This window comes from Clostridium sp., assembly GCF_022482905.1.
Classification (GTDB): domain Bacteria; phylum Bacillota; class Clostridia; order Clostridiales; family Clostridiaceae; genus Clostridium_B.
On record NZ_JAKVOI010000001.1, the window covers coordinates 1785362 to 1803042 of the forward strand.

Annotated in this window: 15 protein-coding genes; 3 read left to right on the forward strand and 12 right to left on the reverse strand. The window is 39.4% G+C overall.

The window, feature by feature from the left end:
- Window positions 1-28 precede the first annotated feature (28 nt).
- The 6 genes from LKE46_RS08865 to LKE46_RS08890 form a co-directional block, all read right to left on the reverse strand.
- Entirely contained in the window at window positions 29-2026 is a 1998-nt protein-coding gene (locus LKE46_RS08865; protein WP_291720745.1) for a methyl-accepting chemotaxis protein, read from the reverse strand.
- A 249-nt stretch (window positions 2027-2275) separates the two neighbouring features.
- On the reverse strand, window positions 2276-3532 hold the full coding sequence (locus LKE46_RS08870) for a glutamate-5-semialdehyde dehydrogenase (protein WP_291720748.1): 1257 nt from the start codon (window positions 3530-3532) through the stop codon (window positions 2276-2278).
- A gap of 23 nt (window positions 3533-3555) precedes the next feature.
- A complete protein-coding gene (gene proB, locus LKE46_RS08875) occupies window positions 3556-4365 on the reverse strand; it encodes a glutamate 5-kinase (protein WP_291720751.1) in 810 nt (269 codons plus the stop codon).
- Window positions 4366-4402: 37 nt separating this feature from the next.
- Window positions 4403-5611 (reverse strand): transglutaminase domain-containing protein, encoded by a 1209-nt coding sequence (locus LKE46_RS08880; RefSeq protein WP_291720755.1) that lies wholly within the window; start codon window positions 5609-5611, stop codon window positions 4403-4405.
- Window positions 5612-5668: 57 nt separating this feature from the next.
- Window positions 5669-6544 (reverse strand): NAD(P)-dependent oxidoreductase, encoded by an 876-nt coding sequence (locus tag LKE46_RS08885; RefSeq protein ID WP_291720758.1) that lies wholly within the window; start codon window positions 6542-6544, stop codon window positions 5669-5671.
- A 71-nt stretch (window positions 6545-6615) separates the two neighbouring features.
- The gene (locus LKE46_RS08890; protein ID WP_291720762.1) at window positions 6616-7794 is read right to left on the reverse strand and encodes a PucR family transcriptional regulator; all 1179 of its coding nucleotides are present in this window, start codon (window positions 7792-7794) and stop codon (window positions 6616-6618) included.
- 287 nt (window positions 7795-8081) lie between these two features.
- Here LKE46_RS08890 and LKE46_RS08895 point away from each other — a divergent pair, with 287 nt between their 5' ends.
- The 3 genes from LKE46_RS08895 (at window position 8082) to LKE46_RS08905 (ending at window position 10395) form a co-directional block, all read left to right on the forward strand.
- Complete coding sequence (locus tag LKE46_RS08895; RefSeq protein WP_291720765.1) at window positions 8082-8885, forward strand: ABC transporter substrate-binding protein; 804 nt, start codon at window positions 8082-8084, stop codon at window positions 8883-8885.
- 110 nt (window positions 8886-8995) lie between these two features.
- The gene (locus tag LKE46_RS08900; protein ID WP_291720768.1) at window positions 8996-9646 is read left to right on the forward strand and encodes an amino acid ABC transporter permease; all 651 of its coding nucleotides are present in this window, start codon (window positions 8996-8998) and stop codon (window positions 9644-9646) included.
- Between the two features lie 14 nt (window positions 9647-9660).
- Window positions 9661-10395 carry an amino acid ABC transporter ATP-binding protein gene (locus LKE46_RS08905; protein ID WP_291720772.1) on the forward strand — a complete coding sequence of 245 codons (735 nt, stop codon included), beginning with the start codon at window positions 9661-9663 and terminating at the stop codon, window positions 10393-10395.
- Between the two features lie 72 nt (window positions 10396-10467).
- On the opposite strand, the gene LKE46_RS08910 is transcribed toward LKE46_RS08905, so the two are convergent.
- The 6 genes from LKE46_RS08910 to LKE46_RS08935 are packed head-to-tail and all read right to left on the reverse strand — an operon-like array spanning window position 10468 to window position 17672.
- A complete protein-coding gene (locus tag LKE46_RS08910; RefSeq protein ID WP_291720775.1) occupies window positions 10468-11256 on the reverse strand; it encodes an OAM dimerization domain-containing protein in 789 nt (262 codons plus the stop codon).
- A gap of 13 nt (window positions 11257-11269) precedes the next feature.
- Window positions 11270-12820: a lysine 5,6-aminomutase subunit alpha gene (locus LKE46_RS08915; RefSeq protein ID WP_291720778.1), complete on the reverse strand. Its 1551-nt coding sequence runs from the start codon at window positions 12818-12820 to the stop codon at window positions 11270-11272.
- Window positions 12810-14279 (reverse strand): MutS-related protein, encoded by a 1470-nt coding sequence (locus LKE46_RS08920; RefSeq protein WP_291720784.1) that lies wholly within the window; start codon window positions 14277-14279, stop codon window positions 12810-12812. Before LKE46_RS08920 ends, LKE46_RS08915 begins: the two co-directional genes overlap by 11 nt.
- Window positions 14276-15325 carry a hypothetical protein gene (locus LKE46_RS08925; RefSeq protein WP_291720787.1) on the reverse strand — a complete coding sequence of 350 codons (1050 nt, stop codon included), beginning with the start codon at window positions 15323-15325 and terminating at the stop codon, window positions 14276-14278. Before LKE46_RS08925 ends, LKE46_RS08920 begins: the two co-directional genes overlap by 4 nt.
- A gap of 2 nt (window positions 15326-15327) precedes the next feature.
- A complete protein-coding gene (gene ablA / locus LKE46_RS08930) occupies window positions 15328-16614 on the reverse strand; it encodes a lysine 2,3-aminomutase (protein WP_291720790.1) in 1287 nt (428 codons plus the stop codon).
- A 23-nt stretch (window positions 16615-16637) separates the two neighbouring features.
- Window positions 16638-17672: an L-erythro-3,5-diaminohexanoate dehydrogenase gene (locus LKE46_RS08935; protein WP_291720793.1), complete on the reverse strand. Its 1035-nt coding sequence runs from the start codon at window positions 17670-17672 to the stop codon at window positions 16638-16640.
- Between the last annotated feature and the right edge of the window lie 9 nt (window positions 17673-17681).

Sequence of the window (17681 nt, forward strand, 5' to 3'; positions counted from 1 at the left end):
CCTTTTGTAATTCATACTGATTTAAATATCAAATAGTAAATTTGTCAACTGCCTCCCTAAGCTTGTTTGAAAGTTCCAGCTGACTCTCAGAATTAGACTTTATTATATTCACAGAGTTTGATGTTTCCTCTATATTCTCCTTTATGTCATCCATATTTACAGCAGATTTCTGCATATTTTGCGATACATTGTCCACAGCCCTGCTTACTTCATCAACTATAGTATTGAGTTCCTCGGACATCGAAGCTATCTCTCCAGACATCTTGCTGATAAAATCTGAATCCTCGTAATACTGGTTCCCTACGTCAGTAAATCCTTCCAGCTGTGGAATTACACTTTCGTTTATAAACTCAACCATATCTCTGCTGTTGTCATTATTGATCTTGAAGGCATCTTCCACCCCGGAAATCTTTTCCTTGATTTCTGAAACGGATTCTTTTGTCTGCTCCGCAAGTTTCCTTATTTCTTCTGCAACAACCTTGAAGCCTCTTCCGTATTCCCCTGCTCTTTCCGCTTCAATAGCTGCATTTAGCGCAAGAAGATTGGTCTGCTCGGATATGACTGCAATAGTATCTGCCATGTCTCTTATATTTTCTACTATTTTCGTGCTCTCAATTGATTTGACTATTTTCTCCTCCTTCTCTTTATACACATTTCGTACCTTTTCTATTGAAGTCCTGCTTTTAGACTGTATATCAAGCGACCTGCTCTTCAATTTATTGGCCACATTACTTCCATCCATCGACTTTTGTGACAGTTCATTTATGCTGGAATCAACCTCCTGCATGGATGCCGTAACTTCCGCCGAAGATGCACTTGTTTCCCTGACGCCTGATATTATATTTTCCATGGCTGTATTCATTTTTTCCGATTTCCCCGACAGATCCCCTGCTGTTTTTAAAAGATCCTCGCTGGATTCATTTATATACTTTGAGTTGTTCCTTATCTCCTTAACAAGTCCCACAAGTTCAAGCTGCATGATCCTAAAGGAATTGGAAAGCTTGCCTATTTCGTCTTTGTATCCAATGAGGTTTTTATATTTGTTTTCATCATATGTCATGTCAAAATTCGATATCTTTTCCGCCATGTCAGCCAGTACAAGCATAGGCTTCCCTATTTTTCTTCCAAGATGTATTGAAGCCAATATGCTTACCACCAGTACAATCACTACTATCAGCAATATAAACATTATAAGCTTTTTAACAGATTTTGTAACCTCGCTTACAGGCACTGCAAACCCGACAATCCAGCTGCTACAGGGTATTTTCGACATAGTAAAGTACTTTTCTTCACCATCATAATCCTTCAGTTTAACCAGGCTTTTTGTAAGTATCTGTGAAAATCGCCCGTTCATAACCTTGCTTACTTTTTTGGGCTCGTCTGAAGTAGGTTTGAATCCCTTGTATCTATGCACTACAAAGCTCCCAGCATGATCTATCATAAATCCATAGCTGTTGTCCATGGGTTTTGCCTTTTCAAGTATATTTGTGATAACTCCTACATTCATGTCATAGCCAAGCACCCCCACTATTTTGTTATTAATGACTACTGGCTTTGCTATGGTAACTATAATCTGCTTTGTATGTGCATCCACATAGGGCTCCGTGAATATGAGTCCTTTCTTGTTGACAGCTTCCATGTACCAGTCCCTCCTGGTGCAGTCATAATCGGAGGGCGGCACCCACCCAGCACCACTCAGCATGTCATTTCCTGCAGTACCTACATATACATCCAGAACATCAGAGTTGCCTTTAACTTCTTTCTTAAGATAAGGTACAACCTTTTCCGTGTCCAGCGTATTCATGCTTTCTATGGAATCTGCTATTTGACTTACTATTTTGCCGTGACCGTCAAGCCACCCGTTTATCTTCTCGGCATACTTGTCGGATGACACTTTCATGATATCTTTCGATTTATCCATTACTGCATTGTAGGCTATATAGTAGGTTATAACAGATACTATCAAAATACCGACTATACTTATCAAAGATGTTGTCAAAATTATTTTTGTCTTAATACTTTTCATTAAATCCCCCCATTTTCTACATGATAATATTATTTCCGCAATCAAGTCGACTTTTTATATCAAAATTCACTTTTTTATTATTAATTATATAGTAATTTTTTAAAAATATAAAGTAGATAATATAAATCCGCAAAAATATAAATATTATGATAAATTATTATTATTTATCAATACAGAGTTATTATTCATATAATTCCATATAAAGTAAAAAAATAAGGGAGCCTGAAAGGCTCCACCTCAACCGTGCGTTTATTTTCTTATCTGTCCACTGCCGTAGATTATATATTTCGATGTAGTGAGTTCATTGACACCCATAGGCCCCCTTGCATGGAGTTTCTGGGTGCTTATACCTATTTCTCCTCCAAAACCGAACTGTCCTCCATCTGTAAATCTTGAAGAAGCATTTACATATACGGCGGCCGCATCTATCTCCTTCAGGAATTTCTGGGAGTTTGCATAGTTATTAGTTACAATTACTTCAGAATGACCCGTACCATATTTATATATATGCTCTATGGCCTCGTTTATATTCGGGACCACTTTTACAGCAAGAATCAAGTCGAGGTATTCGGTCCACCAGTCTTCTTCAGATGCCGGAACTACTCCTTCTACAATTTTTCTTGTTATATCGCAGCCTCTTATTTCAACTCCCAGATTCTTCAGCACTTTACACAAATGCGGGAGAAAACTCTCCGCTATATTCCCATTTACAAGAAGTGTTTCCATTGCATTGCAGACTCCCGGTCTCTGGGTTTTTGCATTTACAATTATTTCTTCCGCCATTTTAAAATCCGCAGATTCATCCACATATACATGACAGTTTCCGAGTCCTGTTTCTATTACCGGAACAGTGGAGTTTTTAACTACGTTTTTTATCAGTCCCGCTCCTCCACGCGGTATGAGGACATCTATATATTCATTCAGCTTCATCATTATATTTACACACTGTCTCTCCGCAATATCTATGAACTGTATTGCACCTTCTGCAACACCCGCCTCATAGCATGCCCTGGATATTACGTCATATATTGCGGCATTGGAATTTATTGCCTCGCTGCCGCCTTTCAATATGACTGCATTTCCAGACTTGATGCAGAGGGCTGCCGCATCCACAGTCACATTCGGTCTTGCCTCATAAATTATTCCTATGACTCCGAGGGGCACCTTCATCTTTCCTATATTCAGTCCATTGGGCCTTTTCCACATTCTTATTACTTCTCCTACCGGATCTGGAAGTGCTGCAGTATCCTTCAAAGTCCCTGCCATGTCTTCAATTCTCCTGTCATCCAGCATCAACCTGTCTATCAATGCCCTGGAGATACCCTTTTTTCTGGCATTTTCCACATCTTTTTCATTTTCATGCATTATGTAGTCCTTATTCTTCAGAACAGCTTCACTCATATTTACAAGTGCCCTGTTTTTCACTTCAGTTTTCTCATAGGAAAGCTTCTTTGAAGCTTCCTTTGCAAATCCGGCTTTTTCCATGATATATCCTTTTATATCCATAACAAAACCACCTTTTCATTCAATTATAACCCATCATCTCTGGCAATAAACAAAGTTCCCACATTATCAAAGGATATTATACTCCTGATTATATTTTTAGTTTCCCCCTTTGCAATTACCATGGGCACTCCATTTGAGGTAGCAATTCTTGCAGCATTTATCTTCGTGGCCATTCCACCTGTCCCGAACCTGCTTCCCGCACCACCTGCACACTTCTCTATTTTATCCGTTATATCGCATACCTCACTTATCAAGACAGCTTCAGAATTCTCCCTTGGATTTCCGCTGTACAATCCATCAACATCAGATAACAGTATAAGCAGGTCTGCACCTATAAGCGACGCAACCATTGCAGACAGCGTGTCATTGTCACCAAATTTGATTTCATCTACAATTACCGCATCATTCTCATTCACAATGGGTATGACTCCCTTCTGCAGCAAAGTGGAAAAAGTATTTTTTGCATTCATGATTCTGTGTTCCTGGGTCATGTCCTCTTTTGTAATTAGTATCTGTGCCACCGTCTTTCCATACTCTGAAAAAAACTTTTCATAGGTATTCATCAAAAGTCCCTGCCCCACAGCAGCTGCCGCCTGACTTTCCGGGATACTGTCCGGTTTCCTGTCCAATCCAAGTTTGCCCATTCCAGCACCTATTGCCGCTGAAGTAACAAATACTATTTCCATTCCCATATTATGAATATCTGCAATCTGCCTTACAAGATGTTCTATCATGTATAAATTCAAAAGTCCGCTTTTATATGTCAGAGTTGAACTTCCGACTTTAATTACTATTCTCTTTATGTCTTTCAAGTATTGTTCTCTATTTTTCATAATAATATTTCCACCTAGTTTAAATTTTTTATCGGTTCTATGCCGCAGATTTTCTATAATCATACATCTGCATAATTCTGCTGTAATTGTAATCCTGACTGTCACATGCAGGATACTGGCTCCTGTCCCACCTGTGATCCCTTGAAAGTCTTGAATCAGTCACATTGAAATAGGAATGTGCAAGTACATTCGACCCATTATATGACACAGGATCATCCCACGTGGCATCCAGCTGATAATATTCCCCCTGTATTTTCACTATATTCCATGCATGTCCAATCCATCCTGTACCATTGTTGGCTTCGCCTACTACCATTTTGTTTTCTATGCCGGCCTCATGGAGAAGTCTGTACATGGCATCGGCATAACCCTGGCAGACACCCACTCCATTTATTAAAATGCCATAGGCAGTATAGGAATCCTCCGGAATACTGTTTACATCCACATCAGCCCTTTCATCATATCTTGCATTATTTACAACATAATCATGAAGCGCCAGTTCCTTCTCATAATCTTTCATTGCAGGGTTGGTAACGCTATTCACTACTCTTTTGACTTCATCGTTCACCTCTTTGTTCTTTTCCGTCAGTTCATCCTTGGTACCTTCATACTTGAAATTTATTGTCATTTCAACTGAACTTCCATCTTCTGATTGAATTGTACCGGATGCTCTTTCATACCAGGCCCTCAAATCCGGCGAATCATTCATTATACTGTCTATGACATCCAGATTATAGGTACCTTCATCATAATCTTCTATATAAAGCACCAGCTGTGAATCATAATCCATGATTGCTTTTTTCACAACATTGTAATATTCAGTATAATCATTAATATCTATTGCATTTCCGACTGATTTGCGTATTATCTTAAAATTGCATTTAACAGGCTGATCCAGCTTATAACCATTTGTATCCTTTAAATTGTCATCTATATTAAGGACATAGGCTTTTCCCTCCTTATATGGTTCTTTTGGAGAAATCTTCAATTTGTCACCGTCATCCATGGAAATATCAACAGGAATACTGCTATTATCATCGGATTCATACACTTTAATTGAATCTTTTGCAGTATTTATATCCACATTTCTATTAAAAGTTACGGTCCATATTTTGTCTGAATTTACAGCATAAGTACTTCCATCATTCCACACTTTATAATTTCCCTCAGCATAAACAGTTTGTCCAATAAAAAGAAAGAAAAACGCCGCACAAATTGCACCTAATCTGCAAATTGTCTTAAACACTGTGATCGCCTCCATTTATAAGCAAATTGTATAAATTCCATATATAGCAAGCCGCAGCTATTTGTTTAACAGCTCATACAGAACCTGAGTTCCGCAGTCACCCTTGTTTTGTTCCAGAAGCTTGTCATATAGTGATTTCGAAAGTTTAAGTGCAGGAGTTTCAAGATTCATGTTCTCCGCTTCATTCAAAGCTATATTCATGTCCTTTACAAAATGTTTTACATAGAATCCCGGTTTGAAATCCCCTTTTATCATCCTCGGGGCAAGATTGCTGAGCGACCAGCTGCCGGCTCCCCCCACTTCTATGCTTTTCAGCACTGTCTCAGGATCAAGCCCTGATTTTTTCGCATATGCCATGGCTTCACATACTCCCATCATATTTGCAGCTATGGCTATCTGGTTGCACATTTTTGTATGTTGTCCGGAACCTGCTTTTCCCTGCCATACTATATTTTTTCCCATGAGCTCAAATAATGGCCTTGCTTTTTCAAATACCTCTTCATCACCACCTACCATTATGGAAAGTGCTGCATCCCTTGCACCTACGTCCCCGCCTGATACTGGTGCATCCAGTGCATATATGCCTCTGTTTTTTGCAGCCTCGTAAATTTTCTGAGCAAGAGAGGGTTTCGATGTTGTCATGTCTATTACAATGCTTTCTCTTTTCGCATTTTCAAGTATTCCATTCTGTCCAAAATAGATTTCCTCAACATCTTTCGGGTATCCTACTATTGAAATCACAACATCCGACTCCTTTGCAAGGTCTGATACCCTATTCTTCCACTGTGCACCTTTTTTGACCAGATTATCCGCCTTGGATTTTGTCCTGTTATAAACAAGAAGTCTGTAACCACCTTTTATAAGGTTGGAAGCTATACTGCTGCCCATTACCCCTGTTCCTACAAATCCTACAACCAAATTTCTATCCGACATTCCATATCCCACCTTTTGATCATTTCTAATACTTTAATTATATAGAAAAAGCTTATAATTTGGAAGGACTATCAAATTATAAAATAGTCATATATGAAGATAGCCATTGAAAATCTTATTCTGGAATAATAATTTTTGAAGTCTACACCACACAGTTCATTTATCCTGTTGAGCCTGTTTTTCAGAGTATGCCTGTGTATAAAAAGTTTGTTTGAGGTGTTTGTTATGTTGCACTCATTGGCAAGATAAAGTTTCAAGGTTTCAAGATATGAGCTCTTGTGAATCATGTCATAATCTATAACCGGCTTTAGTGTTTCGTAGGCGAACCTGATGGAATAATTGCTGTAATGAAGTATTTCAAACAATCTGAAAAGTTCTATGTCCGACGATGAACAGATCCCCTTTTGCGCTCCAATCTTCTTCAGTGTTTCCTCGCTTGTCAGTGCCTCGTTAAAAGCTGAAAAAATATTGTCCGTACTTTCCAGGATGCTTGTTCCTATAAGAAAACTCATCTGAAATTCTTCTGAAAGGGATGTCAATATTTTCGAGATATCAAATACTATATCCTGAAGGGACATATTGTCATTCAGAGATACTATAAACAAAACTTTCTTTCCTGAACGTTCTATACGCATTTCACTTCCTATACCTGCAAAATAGGACTTTATTTTCTCTATACCCCTGAACATTATATTGTCGGTTACTATGCTGCTGTCCGCATGAGATACTGAAAGCAGGAATAAGTATACTTCTGACTTCAGCCTGGATTCCATCATCCTGTATATGTAATTATCCGAATTGTCATTCACAATTCTGCACAATTTGTTTCTCAAATTCATAAAGTCAGAATCATCGTGCAGATTGAGCTGCAAGCTTATATTTTCCATTAGTACATGGGTAATATGTGAAAATGTAAGATTCGGGGGAAGTTCAATTATCGGAAAATCATATTTGTCGGCGGAACTTTTTATATACTGTGGAATTTCATCTACATAATATCCCGTTTGTATTGCCATACCACATACCCCTTTGTTTTTAAGCTTTGGAATAATATCTCCATACAAGGCCTCATTGTCAATTCTATATCCCGTAGTAATAAGAAGCTCTCCCTTCTGAAGAGAATCCAGCGCATCCAGTATTTCCATCAAATTGACCCATGAAATTTCATTGTTGACTCCCCTTTCTCCAGCTACAATTTTTGCTCCTTCAAGTAAATTTAGTTCTATGATATTTTTTACGAGCAAAGACATGTGAATCCTCCTTCAGGAATTTTATAATTATCTAAAGATGATTATATATTATCAAATAGTAAAAATCAAAATCAAGAGTATATACAGATCCAAACTGTACATTTTTCATATTACTCCGTAGAAATATATCAATTTTATAGATGTGGCTTTGTAATTTTTGATAATTTAAACGTATACATTTGCATAATGTATAAATACTATTGAAAAAAATGTACAATAAGTATATTGTATGTATTATGATATACTTATAAAATTAATCTAAAGCAAATTAAAGGGGGATCTACTTTATGAAAAAAATTTTATCAATTATTATTGCCATGTCGGTAATAACAGTTTTATTCGCAGGATGTGGAAAACAATCTGGAAGTTCTGACTCTTCCAGCAGCGGGAGTACACTTGAAAAGGTTAAAAAGGACAAAAAAGTAGTACTTGCTGTAGACGATACTTATCCACCAATGGAATTCAGAGACGAGAACAACAAACTTGTAGGCTTCGATATAGATATGGGAAATGCCATAGCCAAACAGATGGGTATCAAGATTGAGTTTGTTTCAACTGCATGGGATGGAATATTCATGGGATTGAAGAGCAAAAAATATGATGGTGTTCTCTCTTCCGTAAGCATGACCAATGAGAGAAAGCAATCCATGGCCTTCTTTGGTCCATATATTCACGGCGGTCAGGTCATATCGGTGAAAAACGGCAATACATCTGTCAAATCATCAAAGGATCTGAAAGGTAAAGTAGTAGGAGTACAGATTTCAACAACAGGTGAAGAATCTGCGAAAAAAATTCCTGGCATTAAACAGATAAAAACATATGACAAGATAACCGATGCCTATAATGACCTTATGATAGGAAGAATTGAAGCCGTCATAGTTGACAATGTGGTAGCAAATTACTATCAAAAACAGAAAAAGGGTTTTGAAGTTTTAAGCGAAAAACTTACTGATGAACCATTTGGAGCAGCCTTCAGACTTGAAGACAAGGATCTGGCAGCTGAATTCGACAAAGTCTATAAAACCTTGAAAGCAGACGGGACCGCTGCAAAAATCTCTGAAAAATGGTTTGGTACGGATGTTACAAAATAGTAATTTCCAACATGGAAAAAATACGGTCTGCCCCGCTGAAAGTACTGGGACAGACCAATAAATTTATGGTAAAATATTTTTTACAAGCATTATAAAACCGGGAGGAAAATATGAATATAGATGTAATTATAAGCAGTATGCCAGTCATACTGCGTGGATGTGTCATGACAATAGAATTAACAGTAATTTCTCTGTTGATTGCAACTTTACTTGGAATTTTAATTTCACTTTTAAAAATATCTTCTAACAAAGTGCTTTCATACATAGCTTCATTTTATACCTGGATCATAAGGGGAACTCCTCTGCTCGTTCAACTGTTTTTTATATACTACGGTCTTCCTGCGATAGGTATAACACTCACCGAATTCAGCGCAGCAGTAATTGCACTCAGCTTGAACAGCGCAGCTTATATGGCTGAAATCATAAGGGGGGGCATACTTGGAATAGACAAAGGGCAGACCGAAGCCGCAAAAGCCCTTGGCTTTTCATATGTACAGACAATGAGAATAATAATTCTTCCCCAGACAATAAGAATTATTCTTCCGGCACTTGGAAATGAATTTATAGCCATGATAAAGGATACATCCCTTGTTTCAACTATAGCCATGGTTGAACTGATGAGAACCGCACAGCAGATTTCATCGGCAAAGTTTGCCCCTATAGAAATGTATCTTACGGCTGCATGCATGTATCTTATAATGACTACAGTGTTTACTGCCCTGTTTACAGCTTTCGAGAGAAAAATGTCCAAATATGCATAAAGGAGTGAATAAAAATGTACATGATAGAAGCGAAAAATCTGACCAAGACCTTTGGAGAACTTGTTGTATTTGACAATATGAGTGTAAATGTGGAAAAAGGTGAAGTCCTTGTAATAATAGGGCCCTCAGGCTCCGGCAAAAGCACCTTCTTAAGGTGTCTCAACAGTCTTGAAATACCTGATTCAGGTGAAGTAAGTATTGAAGGACAGGTTATAAACTACAAGAATAAAAAGAGTACAAGAGCCATAATTGAGAAAATGGGCATGGTATTCCAGAATTTCAATCTGTTTTCCCATATGACGGTTCTTGAAAATGTCATGGTAGCCCCGATAAAGGTGAAAAGGGAAAACAAAAATGAGGTCGAAAAAAGGGCAAAGAGAATAATTGAAAAGGTCGGCCTCATAGATAAACTTGACATGTATCCTTCAAAGCTTTCAGGAGGCCAGAGACAGAGAGTTGCAATAGCAAGAGCCCTTGCCATGAATCCCGACATAATGCTGTTTGATGAACCTACATCGGCACTGGATCCTGAACTCGTGGGAGAAGTGCTTAATGTAATGAAGGAACTTGCAGAAGAAGGCATGACAATGGTTGTAGTCACACATGAAATGGGATTTGCAAAAGAGGTTGCAGACAGGGTAATATTCATGGACAGCGGAAAAATAGTCGAGGAGGCTGCACCTGAAGAAATATTCAACAATCCTAAAAATATAAGGACCAAATCATTCCTGAGCAAAATTATTGCATGAATCCATATGTGTAAAAATATTCTGTCAGCACCCATTATCAACGTCTGGCAGAATATTTTCATCTGGCTTTCCTCACGCGAAATTCTTTTTGACGATTTCAGTGGCGAAAAAAGTGGCTACATCATCTGCAAATTTTCCTGGTCCGAACCCTGCATCATATCCAAGTTCCTTTGCGAGTTCATGGGTTATCCTTGCACCACCGCAGGCAAGTATCACTTTATCTCTCAAGCCTTCCGCCTCAAGAAGCTCCACAAGATTCAAAAGATTTTTTATATGGACGTTTTTCTGGGTTACTGTCTGTGAAACAAGGAGCACATCTGCATTGAGTTCTTCAGCTTTTTTTATAAATTCCTCATTTCCAACCTGGCTCCCAAGGTTATAGGCCTCTATCATATCATATCTCTCAAGCCCATAGTGCCCTGCATACCCTTTCATATTCATGATGGCATCTATTCCCACAGTATGTGCATCCGTGCCCGTACTTGCACCGACCACCACCAGTTTTCTCTTTATATTTTTCCTTATATATTTGTTGATTTGGTCCATGGACATGGTCTTTACACCTATGGTTTTCACAATTATATTTGTATAGTCTATGCCGTATTTGAGGCTTCCATATACTACGTAAAATGTAAAGTCGTTGTCAAGCTTCTTGTGACATACTACATCAGGTTCTTCAATCCCCATTTTTTCTGCAATAAGCCTTGCAGCTTCCGTGGATTTCTCGGAATTCTCCACCGGAAGTGTGAAGCTCACCTGTACCTTTCCATCGTTCATGGTATCCCCGTAGGGCTTTACATTTTTCAAATCAAGCGTCTTGTCAAATTCCTTTTTTCCCATGGAATACAATCCACCGCTCATGACGATCACCTCCCTATATTTCCAACATCAGTTCAATAAATGGATTAAAATAGCTCTCATCCTTGACAATAACACCTTCCAGGCCCTTGCCACCTTCTCTTGACCTTTTTATTCCCGCAAAAGCACCTTTTTCAATAGTATTGAAAAGTCCGTCACGCTCGATGTCCCGCAGAAGGTGAAATGCATTTTTCAGGACAAAATCAGCACGTTTCTGGATTATTCCACCCTCTTTAAATTCTATTTCATCACCTAGAGACTTCATTGAATTGAATATATAGGAAGCATTTTCTATGGAAAGAGCCCTGTCCGACATAAATGGTGTGTGGATGGCTTCCGTAAGCATTCCAAGAAGGTGAATTTTCTGTCCAGTCATTATAGTAACCATGTTGAAAAGTGCGTCCTGTACGTGACCCCTGAAAATATTTCCCGTCATGTACTTTGTAGGCGGCATGTACTTAAGCGGCGCCCTGCTGAATATTTCCCTTGCCATCTGTGCCTGGGCGAGTTCATATACAAATGCATTTTCCATATCCGGGTCCATCTCAAATGCATGTCCAAGTCCCATCTGTTCTTCCCTAAGCCCTGCCATAAGCGCAAACTGCTCGTTTATAAACTGTGACGCCAGTACGGTATGTGCTTCTTCATAGGCATCTGCAGTAGTCAAATAGTTGTCCTCACCAGTATTTATTATTATGCCTGCAAAACCATTTATAACTCTGGAAAAATACTGGTCTACAAGCGTCCTCTTCATGTTTATATCCCTGAACAGTATTCCATAGAGTGCATCATTCAGCATCACATCAAGCCGTTCCACCGCTCCAAGTGCCGCAATTTCCGGCATGCAGAGACCGGAACAGTAGTTGCAGAGTCTTATATACCTCTTGAGCTTGCTGCCAACTTCATCAAGCGCCTTTCTCATCAGCCTGAAGTTTTCCTGGGTTGCATAGGTGCCTCCAAAGCCCTCCGTCGTGGCCCCATATGGTACATAGTCAAGAAGGCTCTGTCCCGTAGTCCTTATGACTGCTATAATGTCAGCCCCCTGCTTCGCAGCTGCAACCGCCTGGGTTATGTCCTCATATATATTTCCCGTTGCGACAATTACATACAAGTATGGCCCTTGCTTGTCACCATAAGTTTCTACAAATCTGTTTCTCTTCTTCCTGTTTTTCTCTATTATGTCCACACTTTTCCGCGCTATCTCCACTGATTTCTGCATTATTTCAAACTGATCTCCGTCCCTGAATTCCTTGAGGTCAATTTTCCCTTCTGAAACCTTGAGTGCTATTTCATCCGCTGCAAGTCCTGTAGCCATCATGGCATTTACAATATAGAAGCATATGCCCCTTGATAGATTCTCCCCTTCGTTTACATTGTCAACTACAACATTCGGAAGAGGAACTCCATTTCCATCTATTCCGTCAATTCCCATAAGCCTGCATATTGTCCTCTCTACAGAAACCGTAGTATGCCTGTCAATAAAATTCTGCACATCAATAGATATGTTTCTGGCACAGTTTCTGGCCTTATCCACTATTTCAAAATTCAGATTAAGCTTATCTTTCATTTTTTTCCTCCTCGCCATACAGCTTTTCAGCTATATTTATAATCTCATCATCTATACCCATAAGCCTGCATATGTTGATGGCATCTCGCGGTACGGGAGTGTCTCCATCCACTTTCTCCAGCGTATAATCCATGGATTCACTTATGGATTTCAAATAGGCCTCTCCATCTGTTCCGGACTCCTTCAGTCTTCTGAAATCAACATTTTTAAGACCTTTTATTTGATAATGAAACCCTGCAAATCTGCATACCCCGTCATAGTGCGTTGAGATTATGCTTATTGAATTGAACCTGTTCATATAGCATACAAGTGCCTTTGCTATATTGCTTCCCTCTACAGGATTTGTACCCCTTGCAAACTCATCGACAACTATGAGTCCACTTTCACTTTTAATCCTGTCCAGCACTTTTTTAAGTGCAAGTACCTCCCCTCCAAAGCTGCTCAGCCCGTTTCGCACCGATTCCATGTCTTCCCGGAGAAAAACCACAAAATCAAGCGGCCAAAATTGAAAGCAGTCGGAAAATGTATAAAAGCCCATGACAGCCATTATGTAGTTAAGGAGAATTGTCCTGAGCACTACGGTTTTCCCTCCCATATTGGCACCGGTTATTACAGTCGTACCATTTTGTACATCAATGGATATGGGACAAAACATACCTCCTCTTTTTGTGACTTCATCCTTTATCATTGGATTCACAGCATTTCTCATATATATCCTTTCAATACCGGAAATCCCTGGAGGGCACATGTCATAATCCAGCGCAAGTTTCGCCTTGGCAAGGGCAATATCCAGCCTTCCCAACGACAGAGCTGCAAGCATCAGTCTGTCCGCATTTTCTGAAATACTGAAGGAGAGCTTTTCTCTTATCTGAAACTCCAGATTCTTTTCACGTTCCGCAAGCTCCTGTCTTCTTTCAAAAAGTTCTCTTTGTTTCCGGGCATCCTTTTCCCGAAATATCATTTTGTCAAATTTCTTCTTTGAACACCTTGTATTCTTTAGCTCCAGAGAATATTCATCATAGATGTGAAAACCCGAAGTCCTGGATTTTACAGGATTAAGCAGGTTATAAATCCCTGAGAAATCATGAAAAGCCGCACCATGTATGTCAAGTCCGCAGTTTTCATACAACTCCTTGATTTCAGAATGCAGCTGTACAAAATATTTTATTTCATACAGCTCGACTTCATCAAGGATATTTCCATCACCACACCTTGTAAAAGTATTTCTTATGTCCTTGAATCTGCCAAGTATGCTTCTAAAATTATTCATGACAATGCCGTCTCCTGCAGCCGGCAAACATTCTTCAACATTTTTATATTCAAGCAGGAGTTCATCTTTTTCCTTCAAGGGCTTTAGATCATATAAAATATCAGCTGTATACACACAGCATATAGAAAGTCTGTCAAGCACATAATAAAAACCTGTTTTCTCCAATGTATTCCTGTCTATATAATTCATTCAATCACATCCAGACCATATTCCATTACATTGAAAACCGGTATGTCCGTATTTGCCTTCAGTTTTTTTCGGAGTACTTCATAATTCATGGCATATCCCGAGGTTGACACCGGATTCACGCTTATCCCTATTATATTCATGCTGTTTCTCACCTTGATCCTCCCTCCCCTGGCTTTAAATGAATCAAAACACCTTTTACTCAAGAAAAGCTTTGTACTGTCTTCCACTACAAAAGTAGTACTTCCAGGATTCAATGCTGAACCTGCAATGTCCATTATGAGTCCATCCGTCAATACGCCTTTTATAAATATAAATTCCGGTTTTTTCCCGAGGTTTGATATTATTTCTTTGGATGACCCTATTGCCGTCTTCAATTTACTTTTCTCAATCCTGCTGCCATATACAAAAGCGATTCTGCAGTCGATCATACTCCTGTCATAAATTTCACCTATATCGTCCCCAGCCTTTTCTATGGAGAACAGTTCCAGAAGGTTGCAGGTTTCTCCAACAAGCTTTTCCATATTTTCCGAGAAAGCTGCACCAACACACAATATGGAGGCTTCTGTAACTTCCGGCGAGGCAAATGTCTTTCTTGACAATGCCCCGTCTATGATTGCCAGTTCACATCCGTATTCCAGAAATCTGTCCATTAAATACCTCATCTGTTCTTTAGTAGACGGCCCCGCAATTTCAATAAATCCGGGATATATGCTTTTTCCAACTACTATATTTCCCAGAGGAGTGGACATGTTAAACTCATCCAGTATATCCAAAGTTGCATCACTTTTAAGCAGGCATGACTTCGATGTAGCAACAAAAATATTTTCACCTATATAGATTCTCGGTTTCTCCGTAGAGGTTACAATATCCTTTCCTTCACCGTCCCTGCCTATTGAAGTTATTCCAACTTTCTTCTTTTCAAGCTGACGGAGCAAAAACTTCAGGGTAGTTGTTTTTCCCGTATTCTTTTCAATTCCTATAAGTGATATGCTCCTGTATCTGTTCAGACCATCCAGGAGATTTTCAAAATCATCCGATCTTTTCATGTCTATATGCTTTTAGACTCAGGGTCATTTCTGCCGGTGAATTTTTTCATTCTCATCTTTCTCTCGGAGTCCCCGCATTCTATTGTCATCTTTTCTCCATTGAGCAAGCCCGAAATTCCTATCCTGTGGACTTTCTTATTCCCCCTGCACACCTCGCAATGACAGTCCGGTCTGTAATTTTCAGGCTCCTGGTAGGTTGTTATAACTCCCTCGAAATTTCTCATTATGACCTTGTCATTGCTCTGGCTTATCACATAATTTGGCATTATAGGTATCTTGCCTCCGCCTCCGGGTGCGTCAACTACAAAGGTAGGCACACAGTATCCGGATGTATGTCCCCGGAGTCCCTCTATTATCTCCACCCCTTTTGAAACAGACGTCCTGAAATGGCTGAGTCCCATGGAAAGATCACATTGATAAATGTAATACGGTCTTACCCTTATCTTCACAAGTTCATTTACAAGCTTCTTCATTACATGGACGCAGTCATTCACCCCTCTAAGCAGAACGGACTGGTTTCCGAGCGGAATACCGGCATCCGCCAGCATTTCACATGCCCTTTTTGACTCTTCCGTAATTTCATTCGGGTGGTTGAAATGTGTATTGAGCCATATAGGATGGTACTTTTTGAGCATATTTACAAGATCTTCAGTTATCCTCTGGGGCATGACCACGGGAACTCTCGAACCTATTCTTATTATTTCCACATGGGGAATTTCCCTCAATTTTTTTATTATATATTCCAGTTTATCATCGCTTATGAGCAGGGCATCTCCACCTGACAGGAGCACATCTCTTACAGCCGGATTCGAGGCCACATATTCTATGCACTTTTCTATTTGAGCCATTGGAAGAAGATGATCACTGTGTCCTGCAAATCTTCTCCTTGTACAGTGTCTGCAGTACATGGCACATTGATCCGTTATGAGCATCAGAACCCTGTCAGGATACCTATGGGTAAGCCCGGGTACAGGTGAATCTCCATCTTCATGAAGAGGATCCATGAGATCCTCACTTGAAATATGAGTTTCCTCTACAGTAGGAACTGCCTGCCTCCTTATGGGATCAAACCTGTCATTCATATCTATCAGCGACAAATAATAAGGTGTTATAGCCATTCTGAACCTTTCAAGACACTTTTTTACTCCATATTCCTCCTCAGGTGTAAGTTCCATATATTTTTTCAGCTCATCCACTGTCTCGATTCTGTTTTGAACCTGCCACTTCCAGTCATTCCACTTATAATCTTCAACATCCTTGAAAAGCTCCCGCCCTCTAATTGTTACCATATTAAAATCTCCTTTATTTCAAATTAGGAATACCTTTCTTCAAAAATTTTTCTCAAAACCTCAGATTCCTTCAATTCATTGAGAGCCATTTCTGCATGTCCTCTTGTATATCCGTTGCCAATATACAGCTTCACATCTTTTGCGGCTCCTTCGGCACCAAGTGCAGCTTTTGTAAAGCTTGTAGCCATGGAAAAGAAATATGCCATGCCTCCATCCTTCACCGGAAGTATTGTAGACATCTCCGTATTTTGAACATTCACACAATTAATTGCAATATCAAATTCCCTTCCATCATTTGCATTGACTGCCTTTTCCAGAACCTCCATTGGATTTGCTGCATCTGCAACAACAACTTCATCACAAAATCCCGTTTTTATAAGATATTCCCTATCCTTCTGAAATGCTACTAATCCAACTACTTTTCCTTTAGATCCAGCTCTCTTTTTTGCCTCATAACAGCACAATACCCCGGACTTTCCAAATCCGCCCAGTACAAGTACACTGTCTCCTTCCTCCACCATTTTCGATGTCTGGGCTGGGGCTCCGGCAACATCAAGTACTGCAAGCGCCAGATTCTCACTCATATCCTCCGGAAGTTTTACATACAACCCACTTTCAAAAAGCACTGCCTTTCCGTCTATTTCAACTCTGTCTATATTGCTGTATATATTTTTTATCTCATATATTTTAAGAGGGGTCAGTGAAAGTGAAACCAAAGTTGCAATCCTGTCTCCAACCTCAAGATCCGTCTCCGGCAGAATATCCTTTCCTATCCTTTCCACTGTTCCTATAAGCATTCCTCCTGATCCCGTAACAGGATTCTGCATTTTCCCCCTTTCTTCAACTATTTTCATAATGCTTTCCTTTATCTTTTCAACGTCATCCTCCTGGGATTTCTCTATCTGCGTAAAGCTTGCAGAATCTATATTCAAGGCCTGAACATCTATAAGTATTTCATCATCGGATATTTCAGTATCATTCGATATTTTAAGGGCCGCCTGAGGCAATACTCCCTCAGGATCTATAACCCTGTGAATTCCATATTTACGACCTATCATTTTATTTAC